Origin of the sequence: Pedobacter sp. PACM 27299 (assembly GCF_001412655.1) — a bacterium.
GTDB lineage: Bacteria > Bacteroidota > Bacteroidia > Sphingobacteriales > Sphingobacteriaceae > Pedobacter.
Genome location: NZ_CP012996.1, coordinates 5,318,252 through 5,337,346, shown reverse-complemented (window position 1 = coordinate 5,337,346; position 19,095 = coordinate 5,318,252). Strand labels below are relative to the sequence as shown.

Annotated in this window: 13 protein-coding genes; 6 read left to right on the top strand and 7 right to left on the bottom strand. The window is 41.6% G+C overall.

All coding sequences use genetic code 11. The annotated features are described in order from the left end of the window. The first annotated feature begins 5 nt into the window (after positions 1-5). Positions 6-1,319 carry a gluconate:H+ symporter gene (locus tag AQ505_RS22350; protein WP_062550217.1) on the top strand — a complete coding sequence of 438 codons (1,314 nt, stop codon included), beginning with the start codon at positions 6-8 and terminating at the stop codon, positions 1,317-1,319. 9 nt (positions 1,320-1,328) lie between these two features. On the opposite strand, the gene AQ505_RS22345 is transcribed toward AQ505_RS22350, so the two are convergent. The 4 genes from AQ505_RS22345 to AQ505_RS22330 all read right to left on the bottom strand — a co-directional run bounded on the left by AQ505_RS22345 (position 1,329) and on the right by AQ505_RS22330 (position 4,588). Next, positions 1,329-1,964, bottom strand: coding sequence for a hypothetical protein (locus AQ505_RS22345; protein WP_157262527.1), 636 nt, complete (start codon positions 1,962-1,964; stop codon positions 1,329-1,331). 119 nt (positions 1,965-2,083) lie between these two features. Next, on the bottom strand, positions 2,084-3,196 hold the full coding sequence (locus AQ505_RS22340) for a hypothetical protein (RefSeq protein ID WP_062550215.1): 1,113 nt from the start codon (positions 3,194-3,196) through the stop codon (positions 2,084-2,086). A gap of 2 nt (positions 3,197-3,198) precedes the next feature. Next, positions 3,199-3,828 carry an ABC transporter ATP-binding protein gene (locus AQ505_RS22335; RefSeq protein ID WP_062550214.1) on the bottom strand — a complete coding sequence of 210 codons (630 nt, stop codon included), beginning with the start codon at positions 3,826-3,828 and terminating at the stop codon, positions 3,199-3,201. Positions 3,829-3,955: 127 nt separating this feature from the next. Further along, on the bottom strand, positions 3,956-4,588 hold the full coding sequence (locus AQ505_RS22330) for a hypothetical protein (protein ID WP_062550213.1): 633 nt from the start codon (positions 4,586-4,588) through the stop codon (positions 3,956-3,958). A gap of 149 nt (positions 4,589-4,737) precedes the next feature. On the opposite strand from AQ505_RS22330, the gene AQ505_RS22325 reads away from it, so the two are divergent. The 5 genes from AQ505_RS22325 to AQ505_RS22305 all read left to right on the top strand — a co-directional run bounded on the left by AQ505_RS22325 (position 4,738) and on the right by AQ505_RS22305 (position 13,738). Further along, a complete protein-coding gene (locus tag AQ505_RS22325; RefSeq protein WP_062550212.1) occupies positions 4,738-5,304 on the top strand; it encodes an RNA polymerase sigma-70 factor in 567 nt (188 codons plus the stop codon). 142 nt (positions 5,305-5,446) lie between these two features. Next, positions 5,447-6,598: a FecR family protein gene (locus AQ505_RS22320; RefSeq protein WP_062550211.1), complete on the top strand. Its 1,152-nt coding sequence runs from the start codon at positions 5,447-5,449 to the stop codon at positions 6,596-6,598. A gap of 170 nt (positions 6,599-6,768) precedes the next feature. Continuing rightward, positions 6,769-10,212: a SusC/RagA family TonB-linked outer membrane protein gene (locus tag AQ505_RS22315; protein WP_157262525.1), complete on the top strand. Its 3,444-nt coding sequence runs from the start codon at positions 6,769-6,771 to the stop codon at positions 10,210-10,212. A gap of 33 nt (positions 10,213-10,245) precedes the next feature. Then, positions 10,246-12,129, top strand: a complete 1,884-nt coding sequence (locus tag AQ505_RS22310) for a RagB/SusD family nutrient uptake outer membrane protein (RefSeq protein ID WP_062550210.1) — start codon at positions 10,246-10,248, stop codon at positions 12,127-12,129. A 151-nt stretch (positions 12,130-12,280) separates the two neighbouring features. After that, positions 12,281-13,738: an aminoacyl-histidine dipeptidase gene (locus tag AQ505_RS22305; RefSeq protein WP_062550209.1), complete on the top strand. Its 1,458-nt coding sequence runs from the start codon at positions 12,281-12,283 to the stop codon at positions 13,736-13,738. Positions 13,739-13,878: 140 nt separating this feature from the next. On the opposite strand, the gene AQ505_RS22300 is transcribed toward AQ505_RS22305, so the two are convergent. Genes AQ505_RS22300 through AQ505_RS22290 form a run of 3 tightly spaced genes read right to left on the bottom strand, consistent with a single transcriptional unit; the run spans position 13,879 to position 19,023 of the window. Continuing rightward, positions 13,879-14,958, bottom strand: coding sequence for an SO2930 family diheme c-type cytochrome (locus AQ505_RS22300; RefSeq protein ID WP_062550208.1), 1,080 nt, complete (start codon positions 14,956-14,958; stop codon positions 13,879-13,881). A gap of 3 nt (positions 14,959-14,961) precedes the next feature. Then, positions 14,962-16,245: a parallel beta-helix domain-containing protein gene (locus tag AQ505_RS22295; protein WP_062550207.1), complete on the bottom strand. Its 1,284-nt coding sequence runs from the start codon at positions 16,243-16,245 to the stop codon at positions 14,962-14,964. A gap of 24 nt (positions 16,246-16,269) precedes the next feature. Further along, complete coding sequence (locus AQ505_RS22290; protein WP_062550206.1) at positions 16,270-19,023, bottom strand: TonB-dependent receptor; 2,754 nt, start codon at positions 19,021-19,023, stop codon at positions 16,270-16,272. Positions 19,024-19,095 lie beyond the last annotated feature (72 nt).

Below are 19,095 nucleotides of genomic sequence, written 5' to 3'. Positions count from 1 at the left end.
AATCCATGACCTTATTTATCGTTGTAGGCGCTATACTATTACTCGTTTTACTGACCACCTGGGGCAAAGTAAATGCTTTCATCGCATTTTTATTAGTCTCCATTCTTGCTGGGGTCTTACTGGGGATTCCCTTGTCCGGAATCACGAAGTCCTTGCAAAAAGGAGTAGGAGACATTCTTGGCTCGCTCATTATGGTGATCGTATTTGGTGCGATGCTGGGTAAGCTGGTGGCTGCAAGTGGCGCAGCACAGAAAATTGCTTCGGTGATGATGAAGATCTTTGGGCGTAAATATATTCAATGGGGTTTGATGACTACTGGCTTTATTATCGGAATTCCTTTGTTCTATAATGTAGGTTTTGTACTGATGGTGCCCTTAATATTTTCAGTGGTGTACAAGTATAAATTACCTGCAGTATATCTGGGCCTGCCTATGCTAGCCGCATTATCGGTTACCCATGGTTTTTTACCGCCTCACCCTTCTCCAGCCGCATTGGTGCTGCAGTTTCATGCCAATATGGGCATGACGATGCTTTATGGGATTTTACTGGCCATTCCCGCCATTGTCATTGCAGGGCCATTGTACGCCAGGACATTAAAGGGGATTGTGGCAGTTCCTTTGAAAACTTTTCAATCTGATGATTTACCGGAAGATCAGCTGCCGACAGCCCGGAACAGTTTCATTTCTGCTTTATTACCGGTCATTGTAATGGCCCTGACTACGGTAGGTGTCTTGCTGTTTAAAGATGATAGCACGGTAACCAGCTTCGCCGGATTCTTAGCAGAACCTTCGATTGTAATGCTGCTTACCCTCTGTGTAACGACTTTTACACTGGGTATAAAAATGGGGAAAAGCATGAAACAGGTGATGTCGATTTATGGAGAAGCAGTTAAAGATATTGCCATGATTTTATTGATTATTGCAGGCTCTGGAGCATTAAAGCAGATCCTTTCAGATAGCGGAGTGAGTGTAGAAATTGGAAACGTATTGGCAGGATGGTCGATAGAACCTTTGTTTTTAGGTTGGCTGATCGCAGCAGTCATTCGGGTATGTCTGGGCTCTGCAACAGTAGCAGGATTAACAGCAGCAGGGATTATAGCACCACTAATGGTCAATTCTAATGTAAATCCAGAACTGATGGTGCTTTCTATTGGTGCAGGAAGTTTGATGTTTTCCCATGTCAATGACCCGGGATTCTGGATGTTTAAGGAGTACTTTAACCTGAGTATTAAAGAAACAGTTCGCTCCTGGTCGGTGATGGAAACATTGGTGGCAGTAATTGGTTTGTTTGGGGTGCTGATTTTAAATCAAATCATTTAAAGAATAACCCTAAACAGGATAATGCTCTGGTACGGCTTGTGAATCCTTTTTTTCCTGTAATTGAAAGTATAGGATAAGCACTTTACTCAGCCATGCGAAGAAGAGCAGCAAGTAAGCCGTCAGCAATACAGCAATGAGATAAAATGGCCAGAAGAAATCATTTGGAATAACAAAGAAAAATATTTCCAGCAGGAAAATCTGTAATAAATACCTGACATAATGAACGGCGTTAATAGCCCGGTTTTTTTCTCTGTTGCACAAAGAAAAGTAGGCGACATTGCAGAGGGTATAACCGAGTGCTGCAGCATACCAATATTTCAGGTGCAGCCCTTCCAAGGCAATAAATAATTGTGAAACACAGAATAAAGCCAGAAGTTGAGGGAAGTATTGCCATGGACTCTGCATTCTCGATTGTCTCACTTGTTCTTGCATTACCCATTCTTGCAGAAGCAGAAAGAGTGTGAGCACCAAAAATAAAAATCTAAAAAAAGCTGGACCCTGAAGAAAATGGATGAATTCAGCCGTGGAATTGACCAGCCTTAAATCGGTAGGAATTTCCGAAGCCAGTCTGAAAAAGCTCAATGCAATTACAGTACCATACATCACCTGTATCAATACAGGCATTTTCTCTTTCCTCGTCCTCATGTAAGTATTGCTTGTGTTTATTTCCCGTTCAGCAGGATACAAAATTACATTAAATGCAAAATACTTCCAAATCAATTAGTTGTGTGGTCATCATGAGTTGATTTTCTATGATATGGACATTACCGATAATAGTTGTGATAGAAAATCAGGTAAGCCATTGAGAGCGGAACAGGGATCAATACCCAGATCCATTGAAACATGATGCACCAGAAAAAGATAAAAAATAAGCCGAATATCCAGGGCAGATAGCGGTTCATCTGAGGGCCTAAGCGATAGAGTAAAGCCCGGAATAATAAGATAAAACTGAGCATCATCAGGTAAAGCCCTATAGCAGTTATCAACTCAAATTTCAGAAAACACCAAATGCCTTCGGGGATCAGTAGTATCGCATAAAAAGAAAGCATTTGAAGAAAAATCTGAGTTCTGGAGTAAGGGAAATTCTTAGTGAAAGTTAAGTTGATCATTTCAAAACGCTGGCCCTGATAACATAGAAATGCATGTGCCAAAGCAACGCCAAGTACGGCAATAGCAGCAATCCTAGAGTCGTTTTTGAGGTCTGAAAAAATAAGGAAGACGCCGGTGAGGATGCCCCAGCTGAGAATTTTTGTAAGCAGTAAAGCCATCTTTTTTCGATGCAGCAGCTCATAAAAGAACAAAAAAGAAAATGGTTTCCGCCAGCCTCCCAGCAGCTTAGTCCAGAATATCTTTTCTTCATTTCTGTTTAAGCGGTTGATGATTTGGAGGTATAAACTTGCACTGATGAGGTTCAATAGCAGCAAGTAGCATACAATCCCAGCAGGGATCAGGTAATGTCCATAAATTATGCCTACCACTATGCTGAAAGCCCCATATACCAGCAAAGGGATGGAGATATACAGCTGCACCAGAAACCAGCTTTTAAACTGCCTGATTTTAGACATTGCTGTGCTGCTGTAAAATAGAAAACGATGCTGATCTGTTAATAATTGTGCGGCTACATATTGCCAGCTTTTGATGGTATAGATCAGCCAGACCAGGAAAACCAGGAGCATCATCAGGGGGGAGCTTGCAAAGCTAATCATGAAAATAAGGTTGAAAACCAATGCTTTTTCTGGAGTAATCGTGCCAGCAGTGAGAATAAAAAAACAATAGCTGAAAACTGCTACAAATAAAAAAAGCAGCAAGCCTGAATTTAAGCGGAAAAACCCCCTTGAAAATGTTTTAATTAGTACCTGAGTTAAAGGATTGGCCATAATTAAAATTTTATTAGACCTTCCATGACTTGCAATACAGATGCCTTGGACAATTCAGGATGTTCGAGTTCCTGATGGGAGGCCAGTAGAAAACTGGTGGCTTCCTGCTGATTTTTCTCTAAAATCCATCGATAAAGTACCGCCAAAGATTCCGCATCCATTGTAATCAGCGGTTCGTCCAATAAAATCAGTGCTGGTTTGCCAATAAAAGCCAGAACCAGGGAAAGCTTCTTCAGCATCCCACTGGAATAAGTGCCGATTTGCTGATCCATATAATGCTGCATCTGCATACTTTCCAGATAGTATTCGGTTTGTCCGAAAACACCTCCCTTGGCAGTGCTAAACAATTGAATCATTTCTTTTCCAGTTAAAAATGCGGGAAATATCGGTTCAGCCTCTGCAAAATTAACCAGTCTTCGGTAAGCAATACTTTGTTTTTTTAAAGCAATTTGGGGATCAAGGATGATTTCTCCTTCAAAAGAGAGCAGGCCGGCAACGGCTTTTAGAAGTGTACTTTTTCCAGATCCATTGCTGCCTTTCAGCCAGTAAATTCCTGGAGATAAGGTCAGATTTGGAACGCTAATGATTTGCCGCCCCTGGTAAAACTTCTTAAACTTTTCAAAGTGTAACATATACAAGCAATTTTCTGAAGAATGTGCTTACTTTGACTTGATTTTCAGGTGCTTGTTACAATAGGAATAAGTAGCTATACGTAATTATTTGGAATGAAGAGGGGAGGCAGAGTAGACTCCTGAAATCTTACAAAGGCAGCGGCTCAGTACTCAATTTGTCTTTTCTTTTTTTTAGGATGTATTTCAATACGATAGCAGCCACAATCAAGAAAATGATCACATTTAAATAACCCCAGAAAATCAAAAGTACGAAGATGCCCAGCGCATAGGGAAACCATAAATACCGGTTTTTAATCAGCTCCTGGAAATGATATACGGATACCAGTACCAGCGAACCGAGCATCAGAAACAAGGTTGTTCTGGTATTGAAATAACGGGTTAAAATATCAAACCAAGCGGGCTGAATCGTCCTTTGAACTGTACTTATTCCATAAAATCGGTCTGTTCCTTTCTTCCGGTAAAAACTGAGCAGTGTCCCGGATTTTAAGTCGCTGGCTTTAGGGTGCGGTGCATACCACCAAATCGGATAGTCTTGTTTTAAAGCAGCCGGCATTTCCTTTAATTTTAAATAAAGCGTGTGGTTATTTTGATAATATCCCATGCCAATCTTCGCGGTGTCAATTGTTCCACTTTGTTTTTCATAAAAAAGATTTGGAGCCGCAGCTTTGAAGAAGCCAAATAATAAGCATAAACAGAAAATGATCACCAGTATCAATCCTGGCCAGCTTGTTTTATAAAATAAAATCGCTTGTTTATACATCTAGTAATAGGGTTGTTAATGTACAAATAACACTATAGATCGCCAGTAGTAACAGTTTTAAACTCAGAAAGTTCTATTCTATGTAAATATAGAAAGATTTGGATGGTATTGTTAAATTGTTACATTTGAAATAATCAAACCGAACCACAATGTCCAAGCATTCATCCGACTTAAATAACCTGATTAGTCACATTGCTTTGTATGATAGCGAAAGTGCTTACAAGCAATTTTTTAAATATTTGTTTCCTGTTTTATACCGTTTCAGCTATTGTTTGTTGAAATCTAAAGAACTATCGGAAGAAGTAGCTAGTGACGTCATGATTACCCTCTGGAAAAATATAAAAAACTTGCCAGAGTTGGAGAATGTGAAGGTATATGCACTCGTCATTGCACGTAACCTTTCTTTAAACGTACTGAATAAGCACTCCCGTCATGAGCTGGTTTCTATTGATGATATCGAAATAGAAGTCGCACTGGATTCCCTGAATCCGGAACAACTGCTCATCAATGGGGAACTAAAGAAAAGATTGGAACAAGCCACGCAATCCCTGCCAGATAAGTGTAAAATGGTTTTTAAACTGATCAAAGAGGATGGTCTCAGTTATAAAGAAACAGCTAGCCTCTTAAATATTTCGGTAAAAACTGTAGATGCACATTTGGTGACCGCCTTAAAAAAGCTGGCCCTGGTTTTACACATGGAAGTCAACCTGTTGTGACTATGTATTTAATCCTGCTGTAATTACGTAAGGGAGCCCTTTTTAATTTATTTTATTTTTTTTTGCTGATCGACTAGGGAGTTTTCTGAAAAATATTGTCCTATACCTACAACCAATATAAACTTCAGAACGAACCATCCTTATGGATAATAACAGAATCATAGAACTGTTGGCCCGTAAAAAGGCCAATGAGGCTACGCCGCGTGAATTGGAAGAGTTGAAAGAACTCCTGACTTCCTTTCCCGATGCGCTTTATTTTGACGAAGTGGTTTCTGAAATCTGGACTCAAGAACAGCTGGCTGAGGACATGAGCGAAGAAGAGCTAAATGCTTTTTATCAGGCGCATGAACTCAAATTCAGAGAAGAACTGGCATTTAATACGCCGAAAATAGTGCCGCTGAACAGCGCTTCGGCCAACGTCGACGCTACTGTCGAACGCATCAATCAAACAGCTGTCGAGGATATACCAACTAAACTAAATTCCTGGTTTCAGAAATATACACGCCTTCTTGGCGTGGCATGCGGGATTTTTATCATCTCCATGGCTTCCTTCTTTTACTTAAAAAACAATACCAAAGAATTTGATACGCAGGTGTCCTGTGGAAAAGGGGTCCGTAAAAAGATTCTACTGCCTGACGGAACGTTGGTGTGGTTAAATGCGGAAAGCAGTCTGTCTTACGACAGCCATCTGGCTGAACGTACCAAACGAATTGTACACTTGGTTGGAGAGGCATTTTTCGATGTTGCTCATCAGCAGAATAAACCTTTCATTGTACATACTCAGGAGCTTTCAGTCAAAGTATTGGGTACTGCATTCAATGTGAAAGCTTATGAAAAAGACAAGGGAACAGAAGCGACCTTATTAAGAGGTTCAATAGAGTTGTCTATGAATGATAAGCCTGCAGAGAAGATCATCCTGAAACCTTCTGAAAAGTTTGCTACCGGCACACAGAAAAAATACAATGTAAATCAGCAAGGAAATCAGGAACAGGCTGCTACTCTTGATCTGATGGTGGAGCATATCGTCCCGCTTCGTATTGCCGGATCTGAATATATAGAAGAAACTTCCTGGAAAGACAATGTACTGGTGTTTCAGAATGAATCGTTGGAAGATTTAAAACCCCGTTTAGAACGCTGGTTTAATGTACACATCGAACTCGGACAAACCATTCCCAGTGATTACCGCTTTACCGGTGTACTGAAAAATGAAAATATTAAAGAGGCCTTAACCGCCATGCAATTAATCAAACCATTTCACTTTAAACTAAAAGCAGATGACGTAATTATTTACTAACAAAAAAAGGGAGTAAATGCGCCAACATTTTCCCCCTTTCCCAACCTTCAAGCGGTAGTTAAAACTACCATTATCAGATTTTTAACTTTGAAATTCACAAATCTATGAAAAAAAAAGAACTGTGCAATAAAGTTCTATGTGCCCGATTTTCCCGAAAAAAAATTCTATTGATGTTAAACTGGAGCTTTGTTTTGTCGTTTCTCTTGTGTCTGCAAGTATCGGCATCAACTTATTCACAATATACCAAGGTTGATCTTGACCTGAAAAAAGTGAAGTTAAAGGATGCTTTGAGTATCCTCCAAAAGAAAGGGAATTTCCGACTGTTATACAGCGAAGCCGACCTGCCTTTAAATAAAAATATTAGTTTGGTAGAGCATGATATTCTCGTGCTTGATGCGCTTAAAATCTTCTTAGAGGACACAGGATTGAAGTTTCAAACTTTGGAAAATCAATTGGTGGTGATCCGCACTGAAAGTTCGGCCAGGGCAGAGCTGGTCGTGAAAGGTACGGTTACAGATGCCACAGGAGGCGGTGTTCCAGGAGTCAGTGTGAAGCTTAAAGGCGGCACGATCGGAACCATGACCGACGCTAATGGCAAGTACAGCATTAAAGTTCCCGATAATGGAACCCTTGTATTTACCTATATGGGCTACGTAACCCAGGAAATCGCTGTAAATAACCAGACATTGATCAATGTGAAAATGTCTGAAAAGGCAGAAGATCTGTCTGAAATTGTTGTGGTAGGTTATGGCACACAAAAGAAAGCAGTCGTTTCTGGTGCAATTAGCTCTGTAAAAGGTGGAGAACTGGCAAAATCGCCAACCGCAAACCTTTCGAATTCCCTGGCAGGAAGATTACCAGGAGTAACGGCAGTTCAGGCAGGCGGTGAGCCGGGACGTGATGGTTCTACGATCCGAATCCGCGGAATCAACTCCTTGGGAAATAATGAAGCCCTGATCGTGATTGACGGGGTACCAAATAGGTCTGGAGGTTTAGAGCGGATCAACCCGAATGATATCGAAAGTGTTTCCGTTTTAAAGGATGCTTCGGCCGCCATTTATGGTTCCAGAGCAGCAAACGGGGTAATCTTAGTGACTACCAAGCAAGGTAAATCAGGTAAACCTCAGTTCTCGTACGACTATTCCTATGGCTTACAGCAACCTACACGCACACCAAAAATGGCCAATTCAGCACAGTACGCTGAGATCTTAAACGAGCTGAAAGTGTTCTCTGATATCCCGGTAAATCAGTGGAATGCGGCATGGCAAGGCATAAAAAATACAGGACAATATGTAAGAACAGATGATGGCGCCCTATTTACCGGCGTTTATCGTCCGGAAGAAATGCAAGCTTTTCGCGATGGATCTGATCCCCTGCGCTACCCAAATACTGACTGGTTTAAAACCACCCTTAAAAAATGGTCGCCTCAGCAAAGACATAATTTGCAATTGACCGGAGGAGCAGAGAATATCAAATATTTGATCTCTATGGGCTACCTGGATCAGGATGCTTATTATAAAAAATCCGCGACTGGCTACAAACAATACGATATGCGGGTAAACCTCGAGGCGAATTTGAATAAATACATCACCACCTCATTGGGGATTACCGCGAGAGAAGAGCTGAGAAATTCCTCAACAGTAGGTGCTGGAGATATTTTCAGAATGCTGATGCGCGGAAGACCAAATGAGATGGAAGTCTGGCCAAATGGACTGCCAGGACCGGCAATTGAGTTCGGTTATAACCCTTATGTGACCACCACAGATCAAACCGGATATTTAAAAGATACCAGAGATTATTTTCAATCTACCGGTAAAGTAGAGATCAGAATTCCAGGTGTAGAAGGTTTGAAATATACTGGAATGGCCTCTATTGATAAGTTTGCCGGGCGTGCTAAAAGATGGCAAAAGCCATGGACACTGTATTCATGGGATAAACGCTCTTTCGAAGCAGATGGAGTAACTCCTGTATTAGTGGGGACGGTAAGTTCGGAGCGTAAAGATCCTAGCTTATCAGAAGCAGCGGGTGGACAACTCGCTGTGAACCTGACCTCCATGTTAAACTATGACAAAAAAATAGGCGAACATTCCTTTGCTTTAATGGCAGGTGTAACCAGTGAAAAGGTAAATAATGATGGATTTAATGCCTCTAGAAGGTACTTTATTTCTACAGCATTAGAGGAATTGCTGGCTGGCGGTGATCAGGAGCAGACGGTGGGCAATCCAACAGAGGCCCCTAATAACTTGTTCAAAAGAGCACGTTTGAGCTATTTCGGCCGTGTAGGTTATAACTATAAAGAGAAATACCTGGCAGAATTCCTTTGGAGAGTAGACGGTTCTTATATCTTCCCTCCGGATAAGCGTTTCGGATTCTTCCCTGGTGTATCGGTAGGATGGCGCATGTCTGAAGAGCGTTTCTTCAAAGAAAATGTCAGCTTCGTGAATAACTTAAAACTAAGAGGTTCATGGGGACAGATGGGTGCAGAAGCCTATAACAACGATGCACTGGCAGAATATCAATACCTGAGCACAATGGGCTTTTCTAACTATGTCATCAATGATAAATTTACACCCACAATATATGAAGCGAGTGTACCCAATCCAGACTTTACATGGGAAGTGGCCAACAACCTGAATGTGGGTTTAGATGCTTCCTTCCTGAACAATAGACTGGCTTTTGAATTTGACTATTTCTATAATAAAAGAACAAAGATCCTGATCAGCAAAAGCAACTCCGTACCTGAAAGCTCAGGAATCCTTGACAAATTACCTCCTGTAAACCTAGGGAAAGTAGACAATAGAGGTTTTGAATTCAAGCTGAGCTATAATGACCAGGTAGGTGAACTGGGATACGGTGTCAGCGTAAATGGTGGATATGCGAAGAATAAAATCGTATTCTGGGATGAAACTCCCGGAGCTCCGGAATGGCAGCGTTCTACCGGCAGGCCAACAAAGACAGAACTAGCTTATAGCTATGATGGGGTGTTCAGAGATCAGAACGAAATCAACAATAATAAAATCGACTATAGTGCCATTACGCCAACGCTATTACCTGGAGATATGAAATTCGTAGACACCAATGGCGATGGGAAAATCAATGGAGATGACCAGGTGAGAATGGACAAAACCAGTACACCAACTTTTACTGGCGGACTGAATTTCAACCTGCAGTATAAAAACTTCGACCTTTCTGTATTGGTACAAGGAGCCACAGGCGGGGTTCAGATTATTGGCTTAACCGAGTCTGGAGATATAGGAAACTTCCTGGAATGGTCTTATCAAAATCGCTGGACGATAGATAACCCGAGTTCAGAAAACCCGCGTTTATCTAATCGTGGTAAGACGTATTATACCGATATGAACAATGCGGCCAGAAATACCTATTGGTTCAGAAGCAACAATTATGTCCGCCTGAAAAATGTGGAACTAGGTTACTCTTTGTCGGATAAAAACAGCCAGTCGCTCGGCTTAAAAGCACTCCGCTTTTATATAAGTGGACTAAACTTGTTTACAGTAGATAAGATTAAAATCTGGGATCCGGAATCTACCAACTCCAGCTCTCAATACTATCCTCAGGCTAGGGTAATCAACGCCGGTGTTAAAGTTACTTTTTAATGGAATCTTCCCAGAAGACAAAAATATAGAACGATGAAATCAATAATCAGAAATACATATATACTTACAATTGCATTAATGGCAGTCCTGGCTTCAGGCTGCAAGAAAGATATGCTGACAGTCGAACCACCAGATAAGATCCGCGCTGACCTCGTTTGGCAGGACGGTGCCCTGGCTCAGGCTTTCGTAACCGATATTTATAATGGCCTGAGTGTAGGTGGATTTTCTGAACAAATGCTCAGCTCGGTATCTGATGAATCTTTATTTACGCATCCAAACCGTGGAATAGACCTGGTGAATGCCAGTACCATCAATCCCTCTACATTGGGTTGGGTAGATGATACCTGGGCTTATGCCAAAATGTACAACCGCATACGTGCCTGTAACATGACCATTGAAAGATTGTCTGGCTCAGATAACGGTTTAACCGATCAGAATCTGAAAGATCAGCTGTTGGGAGAAGCACATTTTTTGCGTGCCTATTTTTATCATCAGCTGCTGAGATACTATGGCGGAGTTCCACTGATCACTAAAGTGTATGGCCTTAATGATGATTTTAGAATCAAACGGTCAACTTATAAAGAATGTACCGATTTTATTGTAAAGGATTGTGAAGATGCACAGCGATTGTTTGTCGGTAAAACCATGGATAAAGGAAGAGGAAGCATCATTGCTGCGCTGGCTTTAAAATCAAGGGTATTACTGTATGCTGCCAGTGACTTACATACCAAGTCAAAAATATCAACCTTAGAGATTGCCAGTGCACAAGGTTTCGCAGAGGCCCTGCCATTATTGGCTTACGACGACAACAACCAGACGCAGCGATGGCAGGCGGCAAAGGATGCGGCAAAAGCAGTGATGGATTTAGGTACAGGTTATAAATTAGACCTTTCAGCTCCGGTATCAGCTGCAGCAGGTCGCCTGAATTATAAAAGTCTGGCCATGGGCGGCGGCAGTAAAGCTCCAGGAATGGATGCTGCTGCGGCTTCAGAACTTATCCTGGGCAGGTATTTTATCGACCGTTCTGACATGCGTTTTGGCAGAGCAAATGGTCCGAACGGCTATCGAAACTGGGCAGGAAATACACCAATAGGGCTGTTAGTGGATGATTATGAAATGAATGATGGGACGAAGTTCAGCTGGTCAAATCCAGCGCAAAAACAGAACCCTTACGAAAATCGGGATCCGCGTTTTTATGCCACTATACTCTATGATGGCGCAGGCTGGAAACCAAGAGATAAGGTAGTGGGGGGCGTAGACCCTGCCAATCAAATTCAAACCGGTGAATATGATTTAATGATAGATGGAAAATTAACCACTTACAAAGGCTTAGATACGCGTTCAGGCCCTATTGAAAGCTGGAATGGCAGCTGGACTGGTTACTATACTCAGAAATTCACCGATCCGGATCCTAATATTGTTGAAGCTTCTAATCCTCAGTTTATCCCTTGGCCATTCTTTAGATACACAGAGGCGGTGATGAACTATATTGAAGCAAGTATAGAACTGGATCAATTGGGAGAAGCCACCAGCTGGTTGAATAAAATACGTTTCAGAGCCGGAATGCCTGCAGTTACAGCAACCGATAAAGAAGGACTAAAAGAAGTTTATCGTCATGAGCGTAGAATTGAGATGGTATATGAAGAACAGCGTTACCATGATGCACGCCGCTGGATGATCGGAAAGACAACACTGGGTAGAAAAACCACCTATATCAAGGTTTCCGGTAAATTTAAACCGGGTAAAACCATGCTGAACCTGTACCGTTACGATCCTACCATTTACGATTATACCTATACGCCAACCACAGAGACGGCTCAGGAAAACCGAGTATGGCTGGATAAAATTTATTTCAGACCTTTCAGCAGGGATGAAGTAAATAAGAATACCTTCCTGGTACAAAACCCAGGCTATTAACGTAAACAAACCTTGTTTAATATCTGAAGGCTGCGCCGGTTGTTTCACACGCCGGTGCGGTCTTTTTTTTTGTCTTTACTTTTCATTGCCTTCCTTTGCAGAAATATCGCCCTGGTTTTTCTAGCTTTGCTTCAAATAACAAAGAGATTTAATGGAAGTCAAAAATTTAGAACCTCAGGAACTTTGGAGTAATTTTGCTGCTTTGAATGCAGTGCCCCGCGCTTCAAAAAAAGAAGAACGTGTGATTGAATTCATGGTTCAATATGGACATAGCTTAGGGCTGGAAACCATTCAGGACAAGACAGGGAATGTGGTGATCAAGAAGCCGGCAACTCCAGGCATGGAGAACAGACAAACGGTAATCATGCAGTCACACCTGGATATGGTTCATCAGAAAAATGGCGACCGCAACTTTGATTTCGCTACACAGGGAATTGAAATGTTTGTGGATGGCGATTGGGTACGTGCAAACGGTACAACTTTAGGAGCAGATAACGGAATTGGTGTAGCCACCATTATGGCGATTCTTGCCTCTTCAACCATTGTACACCCGGCTATTGAAGCGATGTTCACCATTGATGAGGAAACTGGGATGACCGGTGCTAAAGAATTAGACCCTTCAAATTTTACAGGAACAATTTTGTTGAACCTGGATACAGAAGAAGATGATGAACTGACCATCGGCTGTGCAGGTGGAATAGATACCAATAGCATTTATAACTATAAGCAACATCCGATCGCTAAAGATCACCTGGCCTTCCAGGTGACAGTTAAAGGATTATTAGGCGGCCATTCCGGAATGGATATCCATAAAGGTAGAGGAAATGCAAATAAACTAATGAACCGTATATTGAATGCAGCACTGAAATCTTCAGACCTGCAATTGTGTACCTTAGATGGTGGAAGCTTAAGAAACGCGATCCCAAGGGAATCTAAAGCAGTAGTAGCTATTCCTGCAGCACAAAAAGATACTTTCCTTGCAGCTTTCACTGATTTTTCAGCAGTATTAAAAGAGGAATATAAAAGTATTGAAACGGCGATGAACATCAGTATCGAAGAAACTGAACTTCCAGAACATGGGATGTCTAAACTGGATTTTCTGAAAATTGTAAATGCAATTTATTCCTTGCCAAATGGAGTGTTCAGAATGAGCCCGGACATCAAAGACTTGGTGGAAGCTTCTTCAAACCTGGCGAGAGTGATCATCAAAGGTGGTGAGTTTATCACGCAGTCGCTGCAGCGTAGCAGTGTGGAAAGTACCAAAGATGATGTAGCTTTCGCAGTTGGTGCAGCATTAGAAAACATGGGCTGCGATGTTTCCCGCAGCGGAGATTATCCAGGATGGAAGCCAAATGCAGACTCAGATATCTTAAGGTTAATGACCAAATTGTATCAGACTGCATTTAACGCAGAGCCAAATGTAAATGCTTGCCACGCGGGATTAGAATGTGGGATCTTAGGTGCGCATCTTCCAGGTATGGATATGATCTCTTTCGGACCAACCATCCATGGTGCACACTCGCCAGATGAATGTGTGAAAATCTCTTCTGTACAGAAGTTCTGGGGATATTTATTACAAGTTCTACAAGAAATTCCAGAAAAGAAATAAAACTTTATAGATCATATATCCTTAACCTGAACTTTACAATGCAACCTTAGTTTTGCGCTATAAATATTTGGTTAGTATTTATAAGTTTAGGTTTAGTTGATACAAAAGCCCCGATGGATGTCAGGGCTTTTGTTTTTTATTTATTTTTTTGGCAGACTATTAATCCAGTCTCTGATCAATTGAACACCTTCTTTATGAGTTAATGTTCTTGCGAGCTCCGGCATGGCTGTTCCTGGTTCGGTACTGTTCATCCTATAATATAAAATCGATTGATCCGCATTTCCCGGAATAATGTCGTAGTCCAATCCACCTGCACCACCACCTGCTGATACCGGTGCTTTTTTAAAGCCCAGATGATCCGGATTCTTTTCCGCATAATCAAGAAAAAGCCCTGTATTGTAGGCATCACCGCCCTTAGTATGACAATGTGCACAGTTGACATCCAGATAAGCTCTCGCTCGTTGATCTAGAGTGAAATGCTTGGTATCTGTCCATACCGGCAATTGATGTACCTTACTCAATTCTGGAAGACCGCTTAACTGCCCATGAGCCGCCCATTCTGCCAGCTGATTTTCCTTTCGCCCAAGAACGGTAAAGTTCAGATTTCTGGCTTTTGGACCAATTGGTGTTAAAACCCCATCTTTAATATGACAGCGTTTACAGTCATTGGTGTTTGGCACCTGATAATTGGTAAAATACTGCTTTCCCTGGTCGTCTAATAAAGTGATAGGAACTTTAGCACCGATAATGTGTTTCTTCGCATCTGTCTGTTCCTTATTCCACAAATAATTCATCACCTTCCATTTTTTGTCCTTAGGGTCTTTGACCAATAGCCGGGTTTCAATCATGATTTTTTGCCGCGCTGCATTCGTATAAGCGAAGTTTTTAACGATAATCGTAGCGTCAGGAAAATCCAGTGCACCATCTGCTGTATATTTAATTTGCTGACCTTTTGGTAACACAATAAATCGGTCTTTTACTGCATAATCGGTAAATAGCGGCGTACTCAGTTCATAATGAATGATCCCCGAATCCGGCTTTAATTCATTCAGCTTACCTTTGAAAAATCCGTAATCAGACAGTTGCTCCTTAAATTGAAAATCCTCGGATGCGGTTGTTTTAGTACTGGTGTTGGTTTTGTTTTTGCATCCCTGCTCCGTCAGCATCGATAAAAAGATGCCAATCAGGATCAGGGAGCCAAAAATATAGGTCTTTCGCATTGTTTATTTACATTGGAATGGGCTGATATTTGTATTCGGTTTCCATTTCGCAGGATTGGCAATATTCAGGAAATCTGCATTCACAAAAACATGGTCTCCTGTCTGTTTGATACAGATAGAATCTGGATTTAAAGAGGTTCCCTTGGTTAGGACATTACTGGTAATCCCGTCATACATGATGAATGGAATACGTTTGTTTTTACGCGTCGGCTCCAGCTTGTTCAACTGTGCTTCTGTGGCTACCAACAGCTGACCAATACGATGTTCATAAGCAGGTTTCGGAAATTCCGGGCCCATTTCTATCGTATTGTCATGGATATTGACGTTTTTAGGAATAGGAGAGTAGTTCGCATTGATTTTCTCTCCTGCTTTCTCATCAACCGCAAAACCAGAAGCGATAGTAATCGAAGAAGTGTTATTATTGATGATCTTGTTGTGGTAGATCTCAATATCTGAAGCGGCTAGAATAATAATACCGCTACCAGGAGAAGCATTTCCTACTCCCCAGGTGGTTCCAAAACTTCCCGCTTTTGCGAAATTTCTGAAGTTGTTATCATGAATGTTGTTGTTGTAAACTTTTACGTGACCGCCTCTTTTAGAAAGATCAGGTAAGTCGAAGATTAAAAATCCAGCAGTATTGTTGTAAAACTCATTGTCATAAACTTCCGCATTAGAGGTGTTTTCAATCTCACAGCCAGCGACATTCTTAGCGGCTTTACATTTTCTAACGATGGCACTATCCGTCTGACCTACATAAATTCCTGCATCAGAAGAACCTTCTGTATAACAGTTTTCAATCAATACATTTTTACACATCACCGGATAAATCGCATAACCACCACTGGTAGAATCAGCTTTGCTCCATACCGCATGAAGGTTAGTCACCGTTACATCGCGGCTTTTATTAATTTTTAAAAGATCTCCTTTAGAGTCTTTAATCGTCATCGCATCAATAGTGAAGCCTTTTACATCCGTTACCCGTATGCCTTCGCCGCCCTGACTCTGACTAGAGAAATCAAGGATCGTTTTGTCATGGCCTTCCCCTTGAATCAGGATATGGTTGACCTGTGCAATACTCAGATTGTCAAACTTGTAGTTTCCAGCCTTAAGTAAAATACTTGTGCTGTCTTTCAGTGATAAAAAAGCTTCTTCGATTTTAGCTTCCTCTCCAGGATTGAAAGTCAGCATCGTTTTGTAAGGATGCTGCGGGCCTGCCTTTTGAGTACAGGAAGTCCAGACTCCTGAAGCCAGAAGTAAGAGGAGCACCGCGCGGATAGATTGTTTCATATTTGGTTTTTTGTGTTTAGGTCGTTAAAAAATATTGTAAGCATAAGTCACATAATACACCGCTCCGATATTTGGATTCGCAATTCCTGTGGAGTAATATTTATTGGTAACATTAGTCGCACCTAATCTGATGCCAGAACGCGCTTTGATCAATTTATAGCTGACCTGTGCATCAATGACCGCTGAACTAGGTACAACACCAGTTGCCAGACCACCAGAAACCACATATAAATAACCTGGTTTGTAGCGAAGACTGGTATTGAATGACCATACTTGTCGCTTGCCAAAACCACTATTGCCAAACTCTAAATTCACATGGTAACTTGGCGTATTGAAATTGTTGACCTGGCTGTTATTTTTATTTTTCAAATGATCCGAGAAATAATTCACTTTGGTCAGGAAATTATGCCCCAGATCTACACTTACACTAGCGGCATATCCATAGGTATTCACCGTCTGTCCGCCATTAAAAGCAATATTGTAGATCGAGTAAGTGCTTTGGTCATTAAAAGCAAGTACATCATTCGTGCCTGGAGTATTGGCTACATTAGCATAGCCGATGAAGTTTTCCCAGGTAGAGAAATAGCCCAATATATCAAAAATTACTCTTTTACCGATCAGGGCAGCATACCCCAACTCAAAAGCATTCACCGATTGCGGCTTAATGTCGTTGTATTGGAAGCGCTCTAACACATTTGCATCACCTGTTTCGCGGTATTTATTGACACTCTCTAAAGTATAAGGAGGATATTTGTCGAACTCATACGTGCCGTTTAACAGCAAAGAAGAACCTCCGGAAGAATAACTGTTCATACCATTCAAGGTGCTTTGTAAAGCCTGGATATTTGATGGGAAACTGTAGGCATTCTGGTAAGAGAAGCGAATGAAGTTTTCTTTGGCGACTTCAAACACCGCTGATGCTCTGGAAGTGACCTTCGGGTCAGAGAATAAGGTGTTTTTGTCGAAACGGAAGGAGGTACTTAAACTCAGTTTATCATCCAGGACCTTTTTCGCGAATTGCACGTAAGCACTGTATTCTTTTACATGAATAGGTTTATTTTTATCCGGGAAAAGTGTGTTTTTACTATTTAAGCTGTATAAACGGAAGTTTAGCCCTGCAATCACACTCATAAACTTGATTTCTTCCGCAAAATTATATTGTGCTTCTGCATTGTAAAGTTTACTGCGGTCTAAAAATAAGGTGCCTCCTTCAGAAATTGGTGTGCCGCTGATGCTGTCTCTCAGATGATTAAAACGCTGACTCCCCAATTCAGGACGTCCACGATCTGCATAGCCACGAGCCGCAAGATTGGCATCCATCAAGGACGCGCCACCGGCAAGTGAATTCAGTAAACCTGCTGTATATTCAGGATACCAACCACCCATGCCGCCATCATAACTTACTTTCCAGGCTTCATTGATCAATTGCGCGGTAGGACCAGCAATGACGGTCTTACCCGAGTTTTCCGAAGTCATATACGCACGTACAAACCAATTGTCGCTCTTAACTTCTGCCCGATACTGACCTACTTTAAAACCTTTCAATTGATACCGGGTGTCATTCGTGTACACGATGTTTCCTGTGCCATAAGTACCGGATAAAATACCTTCTATTTTTGGGTTAAACTTGTACCTCAACTCTGCATTGGCTTTAAAAAGCTTTGCCTTATTGTCTAGAAAGCCATATTCTGGATAGCCGGTTCTAGCCACATAATTTTGTTTGCTCAATAAGGGCTCAATTAATGGTGCGAGATCAGGATTGCCGGCTAATGCGGCTTCAAGAAATGGATTGATATTGGTGTTGGTAGCACTGCCATACATGTTTACCCCATTGTAATTCGGATCAGTCAGTGCATCACCAGGCCCATTTTTATTGTCCATATTATTGGCTACCCAGTCTTTTGCCTGTGTATATTGTGCATTCACCTTAAAAGCAAATTTTTCATTTACTTTCTTCGCATAGCGAATCGTCCAATCGTAATAGGGAGCGGCAGGAACAGGGTCATTGTTGTTTTTACTGTTCAGATGGTTTACACCCTGCGTAACCAGTACACTTAAACCCTGATACTTAAATGGGTTTTTACCGGTCATTACCATGGTGCCATTCAATCCTCTGGAGCCATAAAGGGCGGAGGAAGCCCCGGAAAGTACCTCTATATTGTCTACATCTAATTGTGTTAAGCTAATGGCTGAACCTAAGGGGAAATTCAGACCTGGAGCCTGATTGTCCATTCCATCCACAATCTGCGTGAAATTCGTGTTACCGCTGGTATTAAACCCCCTGGTCGAAATACTGGTAAAACCGATACTGGAAACAGTAACATCAACCCCTTTTAGTCCCTGTATCATGTCCATATAATTCAGCTGCGGGGAATTGACGATGTCTTTAGTACTAATTTGCTCAATCGTGACGGGAGAGGCCAGCTTCTTTTGTACGGTTCTGCTGGCAGAAACCACGACCTCCTGTCCTAGCATAGAAGCCGGTTCTAACCCAATCTCCAGGTTTTCAGAGAAACTTTGAACAGTAACTTCTTTAGGCTCAAAACCGATGGAAGAAATGAGTAAAGTAAGGGGGAGCTTTTTTGAAGTTTTCAATTGAAACCTTCCACGGTCGTCAGTGTAAGTACCTTCAGTGCCGTTTTTGATGCGTACGGAAACCGCATACGCAGCTTCCTTTGTTACATTGTTTTTAATGCTGCCCTTGATCAGGTCTTGTGCCCTGACGGAATCGGGCATACAGAAGTAAAGCATCAGGCTGAGTAACATGATCTTGTTCATATTTGGTTTGGTTTAGGTTGTATTAAAAAATCAACATAATGGCTGCAAGCAGCATTTTACTCAAATAGAATC